This is a genomic window from Streptomyces lydicus, from assembly GCF_001729485.1.
Lineage (GTDB): Bacteria > Actinomycetota > Actinomycetes > Streptomycetales > Streptomycetaceae > Streptomyces > Streptomyces lydicus_D.
The window spans coordinates 3,988,165-4,005,721 of the sequence record NZ_CP017157.1 but is presented as its reverse complement, the minus strand read 5'-3'; the positions used below and the strand labels follow the sequence as shown (position 1 = coordinate 4,005,721).

Here is a 17,557-nt window from a genome sequence, read left to right as displayed (position 1 = left end):
GGCGGCCCTGTCCCGCGCCGTGTCCGGCGACCGCCGTGGCAATGCCCAGGACGGCCAATAGGGAAGCCGGCCGCGCACTCACCGGTCCTCCGCGGCTCGTGGTGTACCGGACTCGTGGCCGCGGGTGAGCTGGACGATCGCGGCCGCCGCGGCACGGGCGCCGCCCGCGTCCCGGGTTTCGATCGCGTCGACGAGCCGGCGGTGCAGGCGGGCGTGCTCCTCGGCATGGACGGCGTCCCAGGGCATGCCTCCCAGGGACGAGGTGAGCGCCGTGCCGAGGTAGTCGTAAACCTCGATCAGCAGGTCGTTCCCGCTCGCCCGGACCACGGCCCGGTGGAACAGCGCGTCGACGTTCGCGGCCGCGGACGTGTCCTCATCGGCGCAGGCCGCGTCGGCGTCGGCCAGGAGCTCCCGCAGCTGCTGCAACTGACTCTCGTCGCGGCGCAGGGCCGCGGCTTGGGAGGCGTACTCCTCCAGAACGGTCCGCAGCTCCAGCACGTCGTCCCGCCGCGCGGAGCTCGCCCGCCGCACCATGACCGACTGCAGCTCGCTCGATGAGCGGACGTAGGTGCCGTCGCCGGCTCGGGGCTCCAGCAGACCCAGGTGCACCAGCGCACCGATCGCCTCGCGCAGCGTACTGCGTCCGACGCCGAGTTCTTCGATGAGGGCCTGTTCCGGCGGGATCCGCGTCCCCACCGGCCACCCGCCGGACTCGATGTGGGAGCGGAGACTGTCAACGAGCTGAGCGGAGAGGCTGGCGGTCCGCCGCGGTGCGCTGATGCGTTTCATGGCAGCACTCTATACAAACATCAGACGTTTGAACATAAGGCACTGCCGCGTAGCCAGCCCACCCGTCTGCGCTTCGTACGGTCGGCCCCTCGCCGCGGATCCGCCAGGCGACGACCCCTCGCCGCCGTGTCAGGCGGCCGGGCGCGCGGTGTGGCCGCGGCCCGAGCCGGCGCGGCAGACGTCCCGGGTGGCCAAGGCGATCACCCGGGAGTTCCCAGCTCCGCCAGCTACCTCTTCCTGAAGCGCCACGATCTCGAGCGCCCCTTCTGCTGGCCGGGAGTGTTCCTCATAAGTAGGTTGACCGAGGGCCTCCATCGCTCGAGTCCGGCAGGACGTGTTCGGAACCTGGGTTCTCGTCAGACGAAGAAGGCGTTCATGCCGGGGACGTCGGACAGGTAGGTCTCGATGTCGGCGATCCTGCCTTCACGCAGGCGGCAGACGGTGGTCAGGTACTCATCGAGGACCGCGTCCGGGCGCTGGGCGGTGTTGTGAAGCGACAGAGCCATGTTCTCGCGGCTGACCAGGACGTGCAGCAGCTCGAAGGAGACGCCGTAGGAGGCGATTTTCTGGGCTCGCTCGATCACGGCATCCCCGCCACGGACGGTTCCGCTGATGGCGTTGTCGCCCGGCAGGGTCCACGTGGCGTCGTCGTGGAGGATGGAGCGGATGGCCGGCCAGTCGCCGGTGATGAGTGCGGCGTGGAAGCGCTGGCCGAGGTCGCGGGCAGTGGTGGTCATGACAGTCCCCTCCGGAATGATGGCGATAGGCCATCTAAAAGCAGATTGGTTTGCTTTTAGCGAGACTAGCGCCCCTCCAGCGCTAAAGCAATTCGATCTGCTTTAAGCTGGGAAGCATGAACGCCGACACCTCCGCCAAGCGTCCCGGCGGCCGCAGCGCCCGCGTCCAGGCCGCTGTCCACCAAGCCGTCACCGACCTGGTCGGCGAACACGACACGGCCCAGCTGACGATCCCCACGGTGGCCGAGCGCGCCGGGGTCAACCCCACCACCATCTACCGACGCTGGGGCACGCTCCAGGCCCTGCTGGCCGAGGTGGCAGCCCCACACGGGACCGACGTCCCGCCTCCCTCCAGCGGCGAGCTCCGCACGGACCTGGAGGCATACGCGGTCCGGACACTGGCCGACCTGACCCGACCCGGCGGCATCGCGTTCTTCCGGGCAGAGGTCTCCCCCGCCATCGACGAGCGCCGCAGCGGCCTGCGGGAATGCCTACAACGCGCCACCGCCGGCCTCGACGTGATCCTCGAAGCCTCCCGCGACCGGGGCGAAACACCGCCCCCACTCGAAAGACTGCTCGACCGGATCGTCGCCCCGCTCTACTTCCGCGTCGTCTTCTCCATGCCGGACACCGACGACGCCTACGCCCGCACCCTGGTCACCGACCTCCTCAACGAGCCACCCCCGCCGCAACACTGACCGCCCGCCGACACCCACCACACCGGCCGTCGATCTCCCTCACCACGAGAACCCCAAGGCCATCGAAGACACGGCCCCCGAGGCCAGTGGTCAAACCTCGACGAGAAAGACCCCCGCCAGTCGAACTTCGATGAGACTCGCCAAACTTCGGTGAGACAGGTCACGCCCGGAACCGAGCGTGAAGGCGCGACGGTGCCGGCGCCTGGCGTCACGCTGTCACGCGGAAACCGGCCCGCGGCGAGGCCCGGACGTGAACACCCTCATTTCGGGCATTCGAGCAAGTTCTGTCGCACGGTCGGGTGCCAGCGTGACAGAGCGCGTGACGCCCGCCCCGTCACGTCTGGTGATCAGATCGGGCCTGGGAGGGATCCCGTCGCACAGGCTCACAGGTCGCCGAGGTCGCCTCACAGGGACGTGTTCACGTGGGCTTTTGCGGGTTCGACCTCATAGGCGTTCCGTCTTATCCGGGTACCTGGGCGTCCGGTCACCGTCTCCCCCGGTGCTACGAGCGTCGCGTCACTGTCATCGATGCCTTCTTCGACCTCGCCCACACGAACCGCCGACCGTGATCCTTCGGCCCCCTCCGGTCACTTCGGCAGATCGGCGGAGAGGAAGGGAGCAAGGAGCGCGAATAGCGCGTCGGGGCGGTCCAGGGGGATGATGTGGCCGCAGTCCTGGAGATGGTGTCCGACCAGGTCATCGGCGATAGGACGGAGTTGGCGTTCGAGCCCGGTGCCGACGGGGTGAGAGCCGACGGCCATGGTGGGCATGGTCAGCCGAGCCGTCGCGACGGCGTCCTGGATCTGCTGCGCGCTGGTGGGCAGGGCCCGGTAATAGGAGAACGCGCAGCGCAGGGCCTCACTCCCGGTGTACGCGTGGACGAAGGCCGCACGGATATCGTCGGGTACTCCTCGCCCGAGCGTCCCCGAATCGAGGAACCAGTTGACGTACGCGGCCTCGTTGCCGGCCAGGACGGTCTCGGCGAGGCCGGGGACGGCGTGGAAGCCGAACCACCACGGGGCACCGCCCGCGACGACGTCCTCTGCTCCGGGCAGGCGGCCGAGCAGTGCCTCCATCACGACCAGGCGCCGGACGAGGCCGGGCCGGCGCAGCGCGAGCAGGACGGCGGGGGCAGTGCCCGCGTCGATGCCGACCACCGCTGCCGAGGACTCGCCGAGTGCGTCGAGCAGCCCTTCGGCGTCGGCGGCGAGGGTGCCTGCGTCGTACCCCTCGACGGCGCGTGCACTGGCACCGAAGCCTCGAAGGTCCGGGGCGATGACCCGGTACTGCCCGGCCAGTCGGCCCATGATGCCGCTCCAGAGTTGCCAGGTGTGCGGGAAGCCGTGCAGCAGGAGAACCGCAGGTCCGTCCCCGGCGATTGCGACATTGAGTTGGACGCCGTTCGTCGCGATGCGGCGCAGGTGGTGCGCGGTGGTGACGGGCATGACGGCTCCTCCGGATGGTTACCATTGGTGACCACAGAACGATAAGTAACTAACCGACCGCTTCCTAGACGGCACTTTCAGGGAAGGTGGTGAGCCACAGGTGACCACCCGAGGAGCCCGGGCCGCCGGTCACGGGGTACGCGGCGATCTGTTCGATCCCCATTGCCCGACGCGGCAGTTGCTGGACCGCATCGGTACGAAGTGGACATCCATGGCCGTCAAGACGCTCGCCGATGCCGCACCGGACGAGGTGCGCTTCGCGGAGCTGAGACGCCGGATGCCCGGCGTGTCGCAGAAAATGCTGTCCGTGACGCTGCGAAGCCTGACCCGCGACGGGCTGGTGGCGCGCCGGGTCGAACCCACCGTGCCGCCGCGGGTCTTCTACCGACTGACCGGACTCGGGCTGTCCCTGGAAGCCGCGCTTGCGGGGCTGCGGACCTGGGCGGAAGAGCACATGGCCGAGATCGACCGCGCCAACGAAGCCGCCGCCCAGGAGGCCGATGAGGGGTAGGCAGGCCGATTCGTTCCACTTCGACGGGCAGGGCACGCCGCGCAGAACGGAATCGCGCAGGGCCGCATCGCCTACGGCAAACACCGAGTCGAGACCGTCACGGCCGGGGACGGCTGGTCACTGGTCCTCTTCGGCGACGAAGGACGACGCCCCCTGCTCGGCTTGGGGAACCCCTCGTCACCCCCCAAGCTCTGGTCGCAGGTGCGGCCGGCCCGCGTCCTACCCCTCGTCTTCGTCCCGGCCATCTTCGAAGACGAAGAGCGGCTTGGCGCCATGTGCCGGTGTTTCGGCGAACGCGATGGCTTCCGTGAAGCGTTCGAGCGGGAACGGCCGGCCTTGGGGGATGCTCAGCACCTCATCAACGACGAGGCTGCGAACCTCGGACAGCGCGCGCAGCACATCCGTGGGTGAGGCAGTGCCGAACCAGCGGTTCAGCCAGAAGCCACGGACCACTTTGGTCTCGTAGATGAGGGAGCGCGCCAGCAGCGGGATCGTCAGCGCGGCGGGGTCGGTCTGCCGATGCGTGGAGAGCGCGCCGTAGACCACGCTCTCTCCTCCCGGAGCCAATGCCTGGGACACCTGGGCACCTACGTGGCCCGCGACACAGTCGATGGCCTTGTGCACGCCGGCCGGGCCGGCAATCTCAGTCACACGCTGCAACACGTCCTCGTCCTCAGTGCAAATGACCTCGTCGCCACCGAGCGTCTTGATCTCCTCGACTGCATCGCGCCGCCGCACCACATTGATCGTCCGAATGCCCAGATGCCTGGCCAGCTGGATGACGAGCCGGCCGACGGTGGAGCCGGCTGCCGTCTGCAACAGCCATTCGCCCGGCTGTACGTCGAGTTCGCGGGTCACCAGGAGCAGTGCGGTCAACGGATTGACAGCGAGTTGGCAGGCGCTGGAGTCGCTCAGACGGTCGGGTACCGGCAGCAGCCTACAAGTATCGGCAACCAGGTATTCCTGCCAGGTGCCGGCCACGGGCGGCCCGGGTATGGCCGGAACGGCAACGGCCACCACACGCTCGTCGATCTTCAGTCCCTCGGTATCCGGAGTATCCGGAGTATCCGGGCCCAGGGCCGCGATACGGCCCACGCATTCCATGTTCCCCCCGACAGTGGGAAATTCGGGGGAGAAACCGTAGCGTCCACGCAACACGTGCAGATCACTGGCGTGAATCGGAGTTGACTTCACACGGATCAACGCCTGGCCGGCCTCTGCCGTGGGAACAGGCCGGGATTCCAGCCGCAGGACATCGTTCGGTTCGCCGATCTCTCCGGCTACGAGCGCGCGCATGGATTGCGGCATGAGTGACCTCTCGCCTCTCAGCACCCGCGATCAGTCAGGTCCGGTCGGTGCCAAGTGCGTTGCGCAGGAACGCTGTTGCCTGGTCGATGGCTCCACGGGCGGCTTTGGAGTGGCTCAGCGAGTTGAGCATCATGAAGTCGTGGACCGTGCCGTCGTAGCGCACCGTGGTCACCGGAACGTCCGCCGCGCGGAGCTTGGCGGCGTACTCCTCGCCCTCATCGCGCAACACGTCGGCCTCGTCGACGATCAGCAGGGCGGGAGGCAGGCCGGAGAGCTGCTCGATGGTGGCCTGATTGGGAGACGCGGTGATCTCCGTGCGTTGGTTCGGGTCGGTCGTGTAGGCGTCCCAGAACCATTCCATCAGCTTGCGGCTCAGGTAGTAGCCGGTGGCGAATTGGTCGTAGGAACCGGTGTCCATGGCCGCGTCCGTTACCGGGTAATACATCGACTGCTGTACGAACGTGACGTCACCGCGCTCCTTGGCCATGAGGGCGAGCGCGGCGGTCATGTTCCCGCCGACCGATTCCCCGGCCACTGCCATGCGCTGTGTGTCCAACCCCTTGGATGCTCCCTCGCGGACGATCCACTGCGCGGTGGCGTAGCCCTGCTCGATGGCCACGGGGTAGTGCGCCTCGGGCGAGGGCGTGTACTCCACGAAGGCCACTGCCGCACGGGCGCCGACCGCCAACTCGCGCACCAGGCGGTCGTGCGTACCGGCATTGCCCAGCACCCAGCCACCGCCGTGCATGTACAACACCACGGGCAGCGTTCCGGTGACGCCCTGCGGCTTGACGATGCGTACCCGTACATCGCCCACGGCTGCCGGAACCGTGACCCACTCCTCGTCGACCGGCAACTTGTCGACCGGCGCGGCCTGGAGGTCGTCGAGCACCTTGCGCGCCGCGGTCGGATCCAGCTCGTACAGGAACGGATGCTGCGAGGTCGCGTCGGCGAGCTCCTGGGCCTCGGGTTCGAGGACGATTGTGGCGGTGTGACCAGCCATGGGAATGCTCCCTGGGCAAAGCGAGAAGCGCCTGGTGACGAGCGCGGGGCGCTGAAGAGCGCCGCGCTGCGCTCGCGCTGCGGGGCGGTCGGCAGATCCTCCGCCCTGTTCAAGCCGCCGAATAGCGGTATTTGTCCATTGTAATTGCACGTCCTCGGCAGATGCATTCGCAGGAGCCGCCTAATCCCTCCCCGCCAGGTACTCGGCTCGTCACGACATGGCTTCCCCGGTGACAGGCGCACCGAGGAGCGGATACGCGCACGCGTTGACATTTCACTCAAGGGAGCGGTCAGTGCCAGCTGTCGGTGGCTGGTCACGCGCCTGGGCGGGGAGCGCGTAGGTGCCGGCGCTGGGCGAGCTCTTCGTCGTCGACCAGGGTGAGCATCGGCTGCCCCGGTGCGCACAGCATGGTGACGAGGAAACGGCTCCTGGTGTCCGTCCGGTTGTTTCCGTCCTGGTAGTGGATGACGTCGCCGCCCGGCTCCCAGAACGTCTCCCCTGCCTTGATCGCCCGCTCCGGCTCACCTTCCAGCTCGAAGAGCATCTCTCCCTCCAGCATGTAGCCGAAGGCTGGTCCCGAGTGCCGGTGCGGAGGGGTGCCGGGATCGCCGGGAGGGAACTCGACGAGAACCGTCATCGCGTCCGCCCCTTCCGGAACGAACGGCGGTTTCGCCGACTGCAGCACGGTGAGCGCCGTCTTCCATGCATCCGAGCGCGGCTGGCTCCCGTTTCTGCCTGCCGCCTGTTCGTTGTTCGACATGGCGAGGTCTCCAGGGTGGGCCGGCCGGGTCAGGTGAGCCAGTCGGTGTAGTGGGTCGATGCTGTGCACACGTCCAAGCTGAATGGTCCGGGCATAACTCCGACGCCCTTGCAGGTTCAGGCGGCAAGGCCGTCGAGCGCCAGGGGGAGGTGGCGGGGGCCACGCAGGACAGGGTTGACGCGGTAGGGCGGCGGGTCCGCCAGCAGCCGGGGGTTCTCGATTCGTCGGAAGAGCCGGGGCAGGGCGAGTTGCGCCTCCATCCGGGCCAGCGGGGCGCCGAAGCAGTAGTGGACGCCCGTGTAGAAGCCGAGGTGCTGGTTGTCCTCGCGATCAGGGTCGAACCGGTCAGGCTCCGCAAAGCGCTTGAGGTCACGGTTGGCCGAGGCCAGCAGAAGCCACACCTGCGAGCCCTCGGGGATGGTGGTTCCGGCGATGTCGATGTCGGAGAGGGCGGTGGTGAACGGGATGAACTGAACCGGCGGTTCGTACCGCAGCACTTCCTCGATGAGTGGGACGACCAGGCCAGGTTCGTTCTGAAACCGCTTCAGGACGGCGGGATGACGCAGCAGCGTGAGCGTCGCGTTGCTGATCAGGTTGACGGTGGTCTCATGGCCCGCGATCAGGAGCAGTATCGAGGTGGCCACCAGCTCCGCCTTCGACATGCTGCCGCCGGTGCCGGTTTCGCGGGCGAGGGGGCCGAGGATCCCGCTGCCGGGGTGGCGGCGCTTGGTGTCGATCAGGTCGGACAGGTAGGCGCCGAGCTCGCCGCGTGCCTGGAGTGCTTGCTCCTTCCCTTGGCTGGGATCGAGGCTGGACGCCACGGTGTCGGCCCAGCCGTGGAAGAGCGGTTCGTCCTCCCGGGGCACCCCGAGGACCTTGCAGATGGCCGTGACGGGAAGGGGGTAGGCGAAGTCGTCGACGACGTCGACCTCGGTCTTGCCTTCCAGCGCGTCCAGCAGGTCAGCGATGATCTTGGTGATGTCGTCCCGCATGTCGTGAAGGAACCTGGGGCTGTGCGGGGGGCCGAACTGCCGCATCGCCGTGTCGCGCAGCCGGTCGTGTTCCGGCGGGTCGTGGAAGATGAAGCTGGGCGGCAGATTCGTGTCCTCCTCGGCCACGGCGGGGCCGCCGGCGCCGGCAGGGCGATTACGCGGGTCGTTGCTGAGCCGCGGGTCGTTCGCCAGGCTCCGTACCTCGTAATACGTGCTCACCAGGTAGGTGCCGTCGTCCTGACGCGTGACCGGTGACTCGCGCAATGCGGCGTAGAGCGGGTACGGATCTGCGCGATTCGCGAAATCGGTGATCTGCGCGGACATGGTGGCGAGAGTCATGGTGTCTCCTGAAGGGCGACGCTCCGGGCAGGGTCAGGCATGGGGAGCGACGAACTGGACGCGTCGCTCGGTCGGCGAGTGCCCCGTCACCGTGACGGTCGGCTCGTGGGTGGGGAGGTGGGGGTCCGGGAAGGCCGGATCAACGGGCTGCAGAGCGTCGGTGCGACGGTCCACCAGGGCATAGTCCGGCGGAAACGCTGCTCCGGCCTCGACCTGCTGTTGGTAGAACCCCAGCCACTTCCCGCCGTCGAAGGAGGCCGCGGCGATGACCCGGCCTCGGTACCCGTACACCGCGACGAACCGCGCCTCGTTCAGCGCCCCCTGTGCTACGACCAGTTGATCGCCCAGTGTGGGCACACCCACCGACTTGATGTTGACGCCGAACTGGACGGACCAGAACATCGGCACCCACAGGTGCGGGCGACGGTCGGGCCCCGCACTGACCATGTTGTGTGCCGCGATCTCGGCCTGCTCCACCGCGTTGCCCCAGTGCTCCAGGCGCGGCTACTTCTACCTCGGCACCGTTACCGCTGCGGTCGTCGTCATCCGGCTCCGCCGCGGCTGAGCACGCCAGTTGGCCATTCCCGCCTGGGGGTTGTCGGGCGGCGACGCAATCGCCCGTCAGGCGTCAAACCGGTGGCGGGAGGTCTCGATGTGACCGAGGTACCGCTGGGTCCAGTCGCACAGTCCGTCGATCGTCACCCGCAGTGCCTGTCCCGGCTCGGTGAGGGTGTACTCGACCCGGGGCGGCACGACGGGGTGCACCGTCCGCTCGACAAGACCGTTGCGCTCCAGCATGCGCAGGTTCTGGGTGAGCATCTTGTGGCTGATGCCCTCGATCTCATTCCGCAGCTCGCTGAAGCGCAAGGTGCGCTCCCCCAGGGCTTCGATGATCAGGAGCGCCCACTTGTTGGCGACGTCCGAGAAGATCTCCCGCGCCAGAGAGTCCGCACGCCTCAGGTCCGCGTCCTCGGGCGAGCCGCCGAACTGTTTGGTTCCCATCAGGTTCCCCAGTCACTGAAAAGTGCGTTCTTCCGTGCCGGCGGTCACTCTCCTACGGTTTCTGAGTAACCACAAGAGACCAAGGAGGCGTCTTGGTCCGGTGGCAGCGAGCCCACGGGCTCCCGACAAGGAGGCAGACAGCATGGCCATCACCCTGGTGAACCCCACAGGATTGCCCGAGGTCGACGTCTACCGGCAGGTGTCTGTCGCATCCGGGTCGAAACTGGTCTTCGTCGCCGGACAGGTCGCCTGGGATGCCGGCGGGGTCACGGTCGGCGAAGGCGACCTCGCCGCGCAGGTCGAGCAGTGCTACCTCAACATCGCCACCGCCCTGACCGAGGCCGGGGGTTCCTTCGAGGACGTGGCGAAACTGACTGTCTACATCGTCGACTGGACACCCGACAAGATGCCCTCGCTCTTGGAGGGGATATCCCGGGCGGCCGCGAAACTAGGTGTCACCCCGACCCCGCCGGCCACGCTGCTGGGCGTAGCGGCACTGGACGTACCCGGCCACCTGGTCGAGATCGAAGCCATCGCGGTCCTCGACTGAACAGCTGCTCTCCGCCCACCGAAGCACCGAGCTGGTCGTAACGGGCTCAGTCACATCCACACGTGATCGCCCCACATCCACACGTGATCGACCGGCCAAGTCCTGGACATCGCACCGGTGCGGACCAGGGACCTGTGCTGGGCGTGTCGCAGGACGTCCGGGGCGGGATGCCTCGCACACCGTCTCGGTGATCGCTCTCCGGGGACTGGTCGTCGACGGCGAAATGGGCCGGTGGCCGAGCGACGTCTCATATGCGTCGCGGTGGCGTCCGATGCACCCTGGTGATGGCAGGGAAGGCGCCTGATCGGCGTCCACGCCCGGTTTCGTGGAGACGGATCTCAGCAGCCTCACGGACGCACCGCAGATCAGCGCGGCTCCCACAGTGAGAAGAAGCCCGGGCGGGACCGTGACGCCACGGCACAGGAGGATTCATGACTTCTGAACCGCTTGACGGGCACAGTGCCGGCGGCCTGCCGCTGCTCGGGCAGACCCTCGTCGTCATCGGCGGGAGCGCGGGCATCGGGCTGGCGACCGCACGGCTCGCCCGTGAACAGGGCGCCTCCGTGGTCCTCACCGGACGGGACCCGGAACGGCTGGGCACCGCGGCCGAGGAAGCCGGCGCGCTCAGCACCGCGGCCTTCGACGCCCACGACGCGGCGCAGCTGGAGCGGTTCTTCCAGCAGCTGCCAGGGCCGATCGACCATGTGATGGTCACCGCGGGAGGCCCGTCCTACGGCCGCCTTCTGGACATGGACGGCGAGCAGGCACGCCGGGCGATCAGCGACCACATGGTGCTCGCACTCGAGGTCGCGCGCCACTCCGCCGGCGCCGTACGGCCGGGCGGCACGCTGCTGCTCCTGGGCGGCACGGGAGCCCGCCGGATCCGGCCCGCTCTGGGTGTCGCCCCCGCGGTCACCGCCGCGATGCCCGCGTTCACGGCCAGTCTCGCACTCGAGCTCGCGCCGGTCCGGGTGAACCTGATCGCCGCCGGCTTCGTGGACACGCCGTTGTCGGCCCGGCTGCTCGGCGACGCGCTCGACGCGCGCCGCGAGGAGCTGCGCGCCGCGCTGCCGATCGGCCGTGTCGTCGTACCCGACGACGTGGCGGCGCTCGCGGTGCACATCATGATCAACACCGCCCTCACGGGTGCGACCTACGACATCGACGGAGGCCAGCAATTCGTCGGCTGAGCCCCACCTCGATGGCCATCATTTGCCGAGCGTCGCGGCCGGCTGGGGTCGTGCGCTCCGGCCTTGGTCACGGTACGGCTCCAGAAACGTGGTCAGTGCCGCGAGTACTTCCTGGGGCGCTTCCTCGGCCACCCAGTGGCCGGTGCCGGGGATGACTACGCTCCGCACGTCGTGTGCGACACGTTTCATGGTGTCGGCGACATTCTCGCCGAGGCTCCCCGCACCGCCGATCGCGAGGACGGGCAGGGTCAGCGGGCGCGCTCTACGTTGCCGGTCCTGGGCGCTGGTGGTGTCGAGTGCGCGGTACCACCCGAAGCTGCCCCGCAGAGCGTCGTGCTGGGAGGCGAGGATCCGGACGTAGTAGTCGACGGCGTAGTCGGGGAGTTTTCGTACGGCCTTGGTGGCGAACTGCCAGCCGAAGTAGATGCCTTCGCGTCCCCGGACGAGTTGTTCGTTCACGTCGGTGAGTCGGTTGAAGGGGATGTGCCACAGCCGCTTGTTGACCTGCGCGGTGCCGACAAGGGGTGGCGACGGGGTCACGGCTGGGAGGAACGCTTCGGCGACGGCCAGACGGGCGACGCGCTCCGGGTGGTCTGCGGCCAGCGCGTAGGCGATGGGCATTCCGGTGTCATGGCCGACCGCGGCGAACCGCTGGTACCCGAGTGCGGCCATCAGAGTGACCATGTCGTCTGCCAGGGTGCGGGTGTCGTACCCGCTCTTGGGTTTGGCGGTCAGTCCGATGCCGCGTTGATCGACGGCGATGACCGTGAAGTGTCTGGCCAGTGCCGGCATCACCAGGCGCCAGGCGTACCAAGTCTCGGGCCAGCCGTGTATCAGCAGCAGCGGCGGCCCCTCTCCTCCGACGACCACGTGCTGGCGGATTCCATTGGCTTGGACGAAGCGGCTGGTGAACGTCTTGGTGAACCCGGGCGGCAGGTGCGGCGCCTGCCCGACGGAGCCGAGGACTTCGGGCGTCGGCATGGGTGTGGCCTGGGGTTGCGGGGCCACGTCATGGGGCATCGTGACGGCGGTCAGCGCGATGCTTCCCAGGCCGAGTCCCAGTGCGCCCGCACCGGCCGTGCGGAGCACGTGGCGACGGCGCAATCCGGCGCTGGTCTGATCTTCCAAGTCGCCGTTCCCTGATGCCTGGGACATGGGCTCCCTTTCCGCTTCGATCGGGCGTCTTCAGTGACATGCAGTGACGCGTCGGACCGGTCGAATCGGGCGCCGCGGCAGGGATCGCGACAGCGCGCCATGCCTGCGTACAGGCATGTCCGCAGGTCGCACGTCCGCTGAGCTCATGCTGTGCCGCGCTCTCTGCTCCCGCAATCGCGGGTGACGGAACCGGTACGGCGGAGCGGCTGGCCCTTGCGTCCCCACACACGGGCGATGAAGCAGGCGTGGCCCCACCACACGTCCCATCCGGTACCGGCATGTCCATCCAGGCGCCGACCCCACCTTGAGCACCGCCTCAGTCGCACGAGCGCGGCCACCGCGGGACTGCCTTGGGCGTACTTCGTCTGACAGCGGAGTACGAAGCGTGCCTCCTACATTTACGGGCACAGGGCTGCGGCGAAGGAACTCGGAACCGGGCGTGCCAGTGGCACGGTGGGCAAAGTCGTGCGGCGCTTGTCGTGTGCGCTCCATCGGCTGTCCACGACGTCGTCAGTTGTCGGGCTCAGGCTGGAATTCCGACGAACCCGAGATGTTCGAGAGGTTCAGCGCCACGCACGCGATGGGTGACTGTCGAACCGGCCTGTGGCCGGCACAGGAGGCGGCCGCAGGCCGGTCCCGCCGGAGCAAGGGCGGTGCCTCCACTCCCCCGGCGGGCTGGCGTGGTTCATGACGTTGGCCGCCTGTTACACGGCGTCGTGGTCGACCGGCACGTCCGGGCGCTCGGCGACCGCCTGCCGTAGCGCGTCCCGCTCCGTCCGGTCGACGCTCAGGCCCCGGCGCAGCTTGGTGCCCACCCGGTGGGCCAGGTGCGCCAGGTACGCCGAGGTCGGATCACCGGACGGGCTGTCCAGCCTGTTGGTCCGCGAGTTCGACGTCGGGCTTACGTGTCCGACCGCTTGGGGAGCGTGCGGAAACGGCGTCATCGGTGCCCGCCCGCCTCCGCGCCGACGCGGCCGCGTCGCCCTGGAACGCCCAGGACATCTTCGGCTCCATCACGTATCGGAACCCCTGCCGTACCGGCCGCGTGCACAGCAACGTGATCAGCGTGACGGCCAGCAACGTCACCAGGACCTCGCCGACCGGCGTGCGCACCCAGGGGAGAGTGTCATACCAACCGGACCAGCGTGCCATCTTGATCGCGAAACCGTGCAGCAGATAGCCGTACAGCGTGCCCGCGCCCAGCTTCGTGAACCACGTCTGCCGCGGTGGCACCAGGGCCAGGAAGCACACGGTGAGCACCACGGCGCAGCCGAACAGCGCGAGTTCCATGACCGGGGAGACCCACGCCGGCATGCCCAGGTCCTGTACGGCGTTGTTCTGCCGGAACCATGCGGAGTTCATGCGCGGCGCCGCCCAGTACGCGAAGACGACGGCGGCCAGCATCACCGGCGCCGCCGCGACGCGGATCGCGCGCTGCCGCAGCAGGTCGAAGTGGGCCGGCTTCAGGTGAAGTCCCAGGACGAAGAACGGCAGGAACTGCAGTACCCGCCGCATGGCGAAGTCGTTGCCGACGTCAGGTGAGGCCGCCGCGAGCACGGCGATCACCAGCGCCAGCGGTACTGGCCAACGCACGAGCTTCCAGAGAGGGGTCGTCAACCGCCAGATGAAGAGAGCCGCCAGGAACCAGTCCAGGTAGTACGGGCTGGTGAGGCTGATCGGCTCGTTCGGGGTGTCGTGCACCCAGCGCTGGAAGTAGGCGAAGAGAACCTCGAACACCACGTACGGAACGGCGACACTGGTGATGAGCCGCTTGAGCTTGGCCGGGCTGAGGTCGAATCCGCGGGAGAAGTAGCCGGAGATGAGGACGAACGCCGGTATGTGGAAGGTGTAGACGGTCATGTACAGCGCCATCGCCACCCGGCCACCGTGGGTGAGCGGCTCCCACGTATGCCCCATGGCGACGAGGACGACCGCCAGGTACTTCGCGTTGTCGAAGAACGGATCTCTGCCGCCGGACTTGGGATCGAGGCGTGGGGCGGGATCCTGCCGCCCCACGGGCGCCGGGTCCACAGGACGTTCGAGGGGTATGGCCGCGCGGAACATTTGAGGCACCTTAGCTGCACAGCTGTAATGGGCAAAACCGTCCACACAACTGATCCGCCGTCCACCCGTCGGTTCGGCGCAACGGCCGGCCGATGTGCGTGTCCCGTCTACTGAATGCCGCATCATCTTCCTCAAGCGAGGCGTGTACGCGGCGAACTGGGCCAGCCGCTGTCGCGCTACGGCGGGAGAGCCGCTCCGGGCATCGGATGGCGCCCGAGCATCGGTGCCGCCGCGAGATCCAGCCCGCGCACGCGCCCGGCTCTCCCGCCGGACAGCTACCTCGCCGGCCGGCAGGCCGTCGCACAGCCCTCACCAACGGCACCGACTCCCCCGGACTGGGTTGCTGCCTGACCTGGCACAGCTGGTCATCCACCCTGAACGGGACACTCACGGCGCCTGGTTGGACAGGGGTGAGTGGCACATAGTGGTCAAGCACCGGATGAGCTTCGGGCCGTGCAGGACTTCGAGGAGGTGCCGCACGACTTGACGGAGCGGGAGGGATGTCAGGCACCGGCGCTGGAGCAGCTAGTTTGTATGCGGGACTGGTACGAAGGCCCGTGGTGGCAGGGGTACACGGGGGACGAGAGGTCGGGGAAGAGTGTCGCTGCGCGAAGGTGATCCAGCCGAGATCGGTGGTTATCCACTTGAGGCCCGGCTCGGCTCGGGTGGCATGGGCACGGTCTTTCTGGCCCGTACGAGTTCAGGGCGACCTGTCGCGATCAAACTGATCCACCCGCAGTTCGCAGCGAACGACGAGTTCCGCACCCGCTTCCGACAGGAAGTGGCGGCGGCGAGGCGGGTGAGCGGCGCGTTCACCGCCGCCGTGGTCGACGCTGCCCCTGAGGCCGAGCAGCCGTGGATGGCGACGACCTATATCCAGGGGCACACGCTCTCCCGGCGCATCGCCACGAAGGGCCCGCTGAGCGGAGCGGAGCTGCGGAGGCTCGCCATCGGGCTGGCGGAGGCTCTGCGGGACATCCACCGGGTGGGGGTCATCCACCGTGACCTGAAGCCCTCGAACGTCGTGCTCTCCCCCGAGGGCCCGCGCGTCATCGACTTCGGCATTTCGCGCGCCGTGGACCAGCAGACGCTGACGGTGACGGGGCGGGTCATCGGTACGCCGCCCTTCATGTCTCCGGAGCAGTTGCTGGCGCCGCGTGAGGTGGGACCGCGGTCCGATGTCTTCTCGCTGGGAACGCTGCTGGCGTACGCGGCGATGGGCCACGGGCCCTTCGACGCGGAGAGCCCCTACATAGTTGCGTATCAGGTGGTGCACGGGGTGCCGTCGCTGGAGGACGTGCCGGCGGCCCTGCGCACGGTCGTCGAGTCGTGCCTGGCCAAGGAGCCCGATGGGCGCCCCTCGGCGGACGAACTCCTCGTGCGGCTACGGGACCTGCCGGCCGACCTCGATCAGAGCGACGCGAGGGGAGTTGGCGCGGCCCGCACCCGCGACATGATCACCCAGCACCACTCCGCTGCGCCGGCCACCCCTGCGCCGACCACCCCGACGCCGACCCCTCCGACGCCGACTCCCCCGACAGCCACCCCGGCGCCGACTGCCCCGACCACCACCCCGACCGATCCCGGTACGAGAAGCGTCGACACCTCCATCAGCCGCCGACCGCGTGGCCGACGGCGTCCCGTGATCGCGGCTGCGGTCGCGGTCACGGTGGCAGCGATCGGTGGAGGAGTCGCAGCGCTGACGGCGGGCGGCTTTGGGGGGACCAGCGGCGGCGACAAGGGCAACAGCCATGCGGCCCCGGTTGCCGCACTTCCGGACGGCTTCCAGCCGTGGCACCGGACCGTGCCGGGCGGTCGCAAGGACATACCCGACGAGCTGCGTTGCGTCGCGCACGGCGACGCGCTGTTCTGCGGGGGCGGCGGTGTTGTCGCGGCCCGTATCAGGGCCGGGGACGGCTCGCGGGTGTGGACGGCGAAGAGCCCCGGCGTCCCCGCCAATGGCATGTACCTGGTGGGCGCCACCAACGACACGGTGGTCGGTTACCGCTTCGCCGCCCAGGACGCCCCGCAGGACCCTCGCAGCGAGGTGGTGGCCGTCGACGCGAACAACGGCCGGGAGCTGTGGTCCGCGCCGTCCGGCGCCCAGTCGACGGCCGTCACGGGTCGGACTCAGGACGCCATCGTGGTCGGCTCCGACGTCGTGACGGTCGACGCTTCCAACTCCCGCTTCGAGGCCCGCAACGCGCACAGCGGTCGGGTCACATGGAGGTCGTCGTTCCCCGCGGGTAAGCAGTGCGCTCCCGTCCCGGTGGGCCCACAGCTCGTCGCGATGTGCGCGACGGATGCGGAGGTGAACGCGATGGCGGTGCGCCACCCCGCCCTGTACCCGGTAGACCGCGCCTCGGGGGCACTGGGCAGGCCCATCGCGGTCAACGGCCCCGCCGTGCCGATGGGCGTCGCCAACGGCAGGCTCGTACTCCTGCACGTACACCTGGGGGGAACGGAGCTGGACCGCTACAACGGGGTGGCACGGGTCGACCTGGCCTCGCAGAAGGTCACGTACTCCCGTCTGGCCAAGACGTACACGGGGGCGCCCGGCATGGCGGGCAGCACCGTCTACGTGAGCGGGCAGACCGGTCTCGTCACGGCACTCGACCCCGCGACCGGCCGGCAGAAGTGGTCGCAGCAGACCGGCGTGGAGGGCGCGTCGGGTCCTGTCGCAGGAGCCGACGCACTGTACTTCAGCTCGGCCAGCGGACGGGTGGTCGCGCTGTCGCCGCAGGATGGCAAACCCCTGTGGACCACAGATCCGCAGGCTGACGGATTGGCGGGCGCCGGGGGCCCAAGCCCGCGTGTGACTCTCGCGGGGCGTGCGGTGATCGTGGCCGCGGCCAAGAACACTCTCTTCGCCTTCGACGCGCAGAAGCCGCCGAAGTCGGGCTGACCCGGGTGGCTGGACGGCGGCTGCCACATCGCCAGGGCGTACCGCGGGAAACGCCGCTGGGCAGCCGGTCTGACGCTGCCCGGAACCGGTCGGCCATGACGCACGGCGG

At 68.7% G+C, this 17,557-nt stretch carries 15 protein-coding genes and 1 pseudogene; 5 read left to right on the top strand and 11 right to left on the bottom strand.

Features of this window, described 5'->3' with window-relative positions; genetic code table 11:
* Positions 1-78: 78 nt before the first annotated feature.
* Both SL103_RS17355 and SL103_RS17350 read right to left on the bottom strand, forming a co-directional pair.
* Positions 79-789 carry a FadR/GntR family transcriptional regulator gene (locus tag SL103_RS17355; protein ID WP_069569921.1) on the bottom strand — a complete coding sequence of 237 codons (711 nt, stop codon included), beginning with the start codon at positions 787-789 and terminating at the stop codon, positions 79-81.
* A 356-nt stretch (positions 790-1,145) separates the two neighbouring features.
* On the bottom strand, positions 1,146-1,526 hold the full coding sequence (locus SL103_RS17350; protein WP_069569920.1) for a nuclear transport factor 2 family protein: 381 nt from the start codon (positions 1,524-1,526) through the stop codon (positions 1,146-1,148).
* A 116-nt stretch (positions 1,527-1,642) separates the two neighbouring features.
* Between SL103_RS17350 and SL103_RS17345 the strand changes: the two genes are divergently transcribed.
* A complete protein-coding gene (locus tag SL103_RS17345; RefSeq protein ID WP_069569919.1) occupies positions 1,643-2,224 on the top strand; it encodes a TetR/AcrR family transcriptional regulator in 582 nt (193 codons plus the stop codon).
* 587 nt (positions 2,225-2,811) lie between these two features.
* On the opposite strand, the gene SL103_RS17340 is transcribed toward SL103_RS17345, so the two are convergent.
* Complete coding sequence (locus SL103_RS17340; protein WP_069569918.1) at positions 2,812-3,669, bottom strand: alpha/beta fold hydrolase; 858 nt, start codon at positions 3,667-3,669, stop codon at positions 2,812-2,814.
* 100 nt (positions 3,670-3,769) lie between these two features.
* On the opposite strand from SL103_RS17340, the gene SL103_RS17335 reads away from it, so the two are divergent.
* The gene (locus SL103_RS17335; protein WP_069569917.1) at positions 3,770-4,180 is read left to right on the top strand and encodes a winged helix-turn-helix transcriptional regulator; all 411 of its coding nucleotides are present in this window, start codon (positions 3,770-3,772) and stop codon (positions 4,178-4,180) included.
* Positions 4,181-4,399: 219 nt separating this feature from the next.
* Here SL103_RS17335 and SL103_RS17330 read toward each other — a convergent pair whose 3' ends face one another.
* The 6 genes and pseudogenes from SL103_RS17330 to SL103_RS17305 all read right to left on the bottom strand — a co-directional run bounded on the left by SL103_RS17330 (position 4,400) and on the right by SL103_RS17305 (position 9,584).
* The gene (locus SL103_RS17330; RefSeq protein WP_244303933.1) at positions 4,400-5,488 is read right to left on the bottom strand and encodes a zinc-dependent alcohol dehydrogenase family protein; all 1,089 of its coding nucleotides are present in this window, start codon (positions 5,486-5,488) and stop codon (positions 4,400-4,402) included.
* 34 nt (positions 5,489-5,522) lie between these two features.
* Positions 5,523-6,491 carry an alpha/beta hydrolase gene (locus SL103_RS17325; protein WP_069569916.1) on the bottom strand — a complete coding sequence of 323 codons (969 nt, stop codon included), beginning with the start codon at positions 6,489-6,491 and terminating at the stop codon, positions 5,523-5,525.
* Between the two features lie 313 nt (positions 6,492-6,804).
* Entirely contained in the window at positions 6,805-7,251 is a 447-nt protein-coding gene (locus SL103_RS17320) for a cupin domain-containing protein (protein WP_069569915.1), read from the bottom strand.
* 116 nt (positions 7,252-7,367) lie between these two features.
* Positions 7,368-8,582, bottom strand: a complete 1,215-nt coding sequence (locus tag SL103_RS17315; RefSeq protein ID WP_069569914.1) for a cytochrome P450 — start codon at positions 8,580-8,582, stop codon at positions 7,368-7,370.
* Positions 8,583-8,615: 33 nt separating this feature from the next.
* Positions 8,616-9,080, bottom strand: a pseudogene (locus SL103_RS17310) (oxidoreductase C-terminal domain-containing protein); the annotation flags it as partial.
* 123 nt (positions 9,081-9,203) lie between these two features.
* Positions 9,204-9,584: a winged helix-turn-helix transcriptional regulator gene (locus SL103_RS17305; protein ID WP_069569912.1), complete on the bottom strand. Its 381-nt coding sequence runs from the start codon at positions 9,582-9,584 to the stop codon at positions 9,204-9,206.
* Between the two features lie 142 nt (positions 9,585-9,726).
* Here SL103_RS17305 and SL103_RS17300 point away from each other — a divergent pair, with 142 nt between their 5' ends.
* On the top strand, positions 9,727-10,134 hold the full coding sequence (locus SL103_RS17300; RefSeq protein WP_069569911.1) for a RidA family protein: 408 nt from the start codon (positions 9,727-9,729) through the stop codon (positions 10,132-10,134).
* A gap of 431 nt (positions 10,135-10,565) precedes the next feature.
* A complete protein-coding gene (locus SL103_RS17295; protein ID WP_069569910.1) occupies positions 10,566-11,324 on the top strand; it encodes an SDR family oxidoreductase in 759 nt (252 codons plus the stop codon).
* 18 nt (positions 11,325-11,342) lie between these two features.
* Here the strand turns inward: SL103_RS17295 and SL103_RS17290 are convergent, their stop codons facing one another.
* Together SL103_RS17290 and SL103_RS17285 are read right to left on the bottom strand one after the other, a co-directional pair.
* Positions 11,343-12,452 carry an alpha/beta fold hydrolase gene (locus tag SL103_RS17290; protein ID WP_432215359.1) on the bottom strand — a complete coding sequence of 370 codons (1,110 nt, stop codon included), beginning with the start codon at positions 12,450-12,452 and terminating at the stop codon, positions 11,343-11,345.
* Between the two features lie 879 nt (positions 12,453-13,331).
* Positions 13,332-14,543 (bottom strand): acyltransferase family protein, encoded by a 1,212-nt coding sequence (locus SL103_RS17285; protein ID WP_069569909.1) that lies wholly within the window; start codon positions 14,541-14,543, stop codon positions 13,332-13,334.
* A 598-nt stretch (positions 14,544-15,141) separates the two neighbouring features.
* Here SL103_RS17285 and SL103_RS17280 point away from each other — a divergent pair.
* Positions 15,142-17,448, top strand: a complete 2,307-nt coding sequence (locus SL103_RS17280; protein WP_069569908.1) for a serine/threonine-protein kinase — start codon at positions 15,142-15,144, stop codon at positions 17,446-17,448.
* The last annotated feature ends 109 nt before the right edge of the window (positions 17,449-17,557 follow it).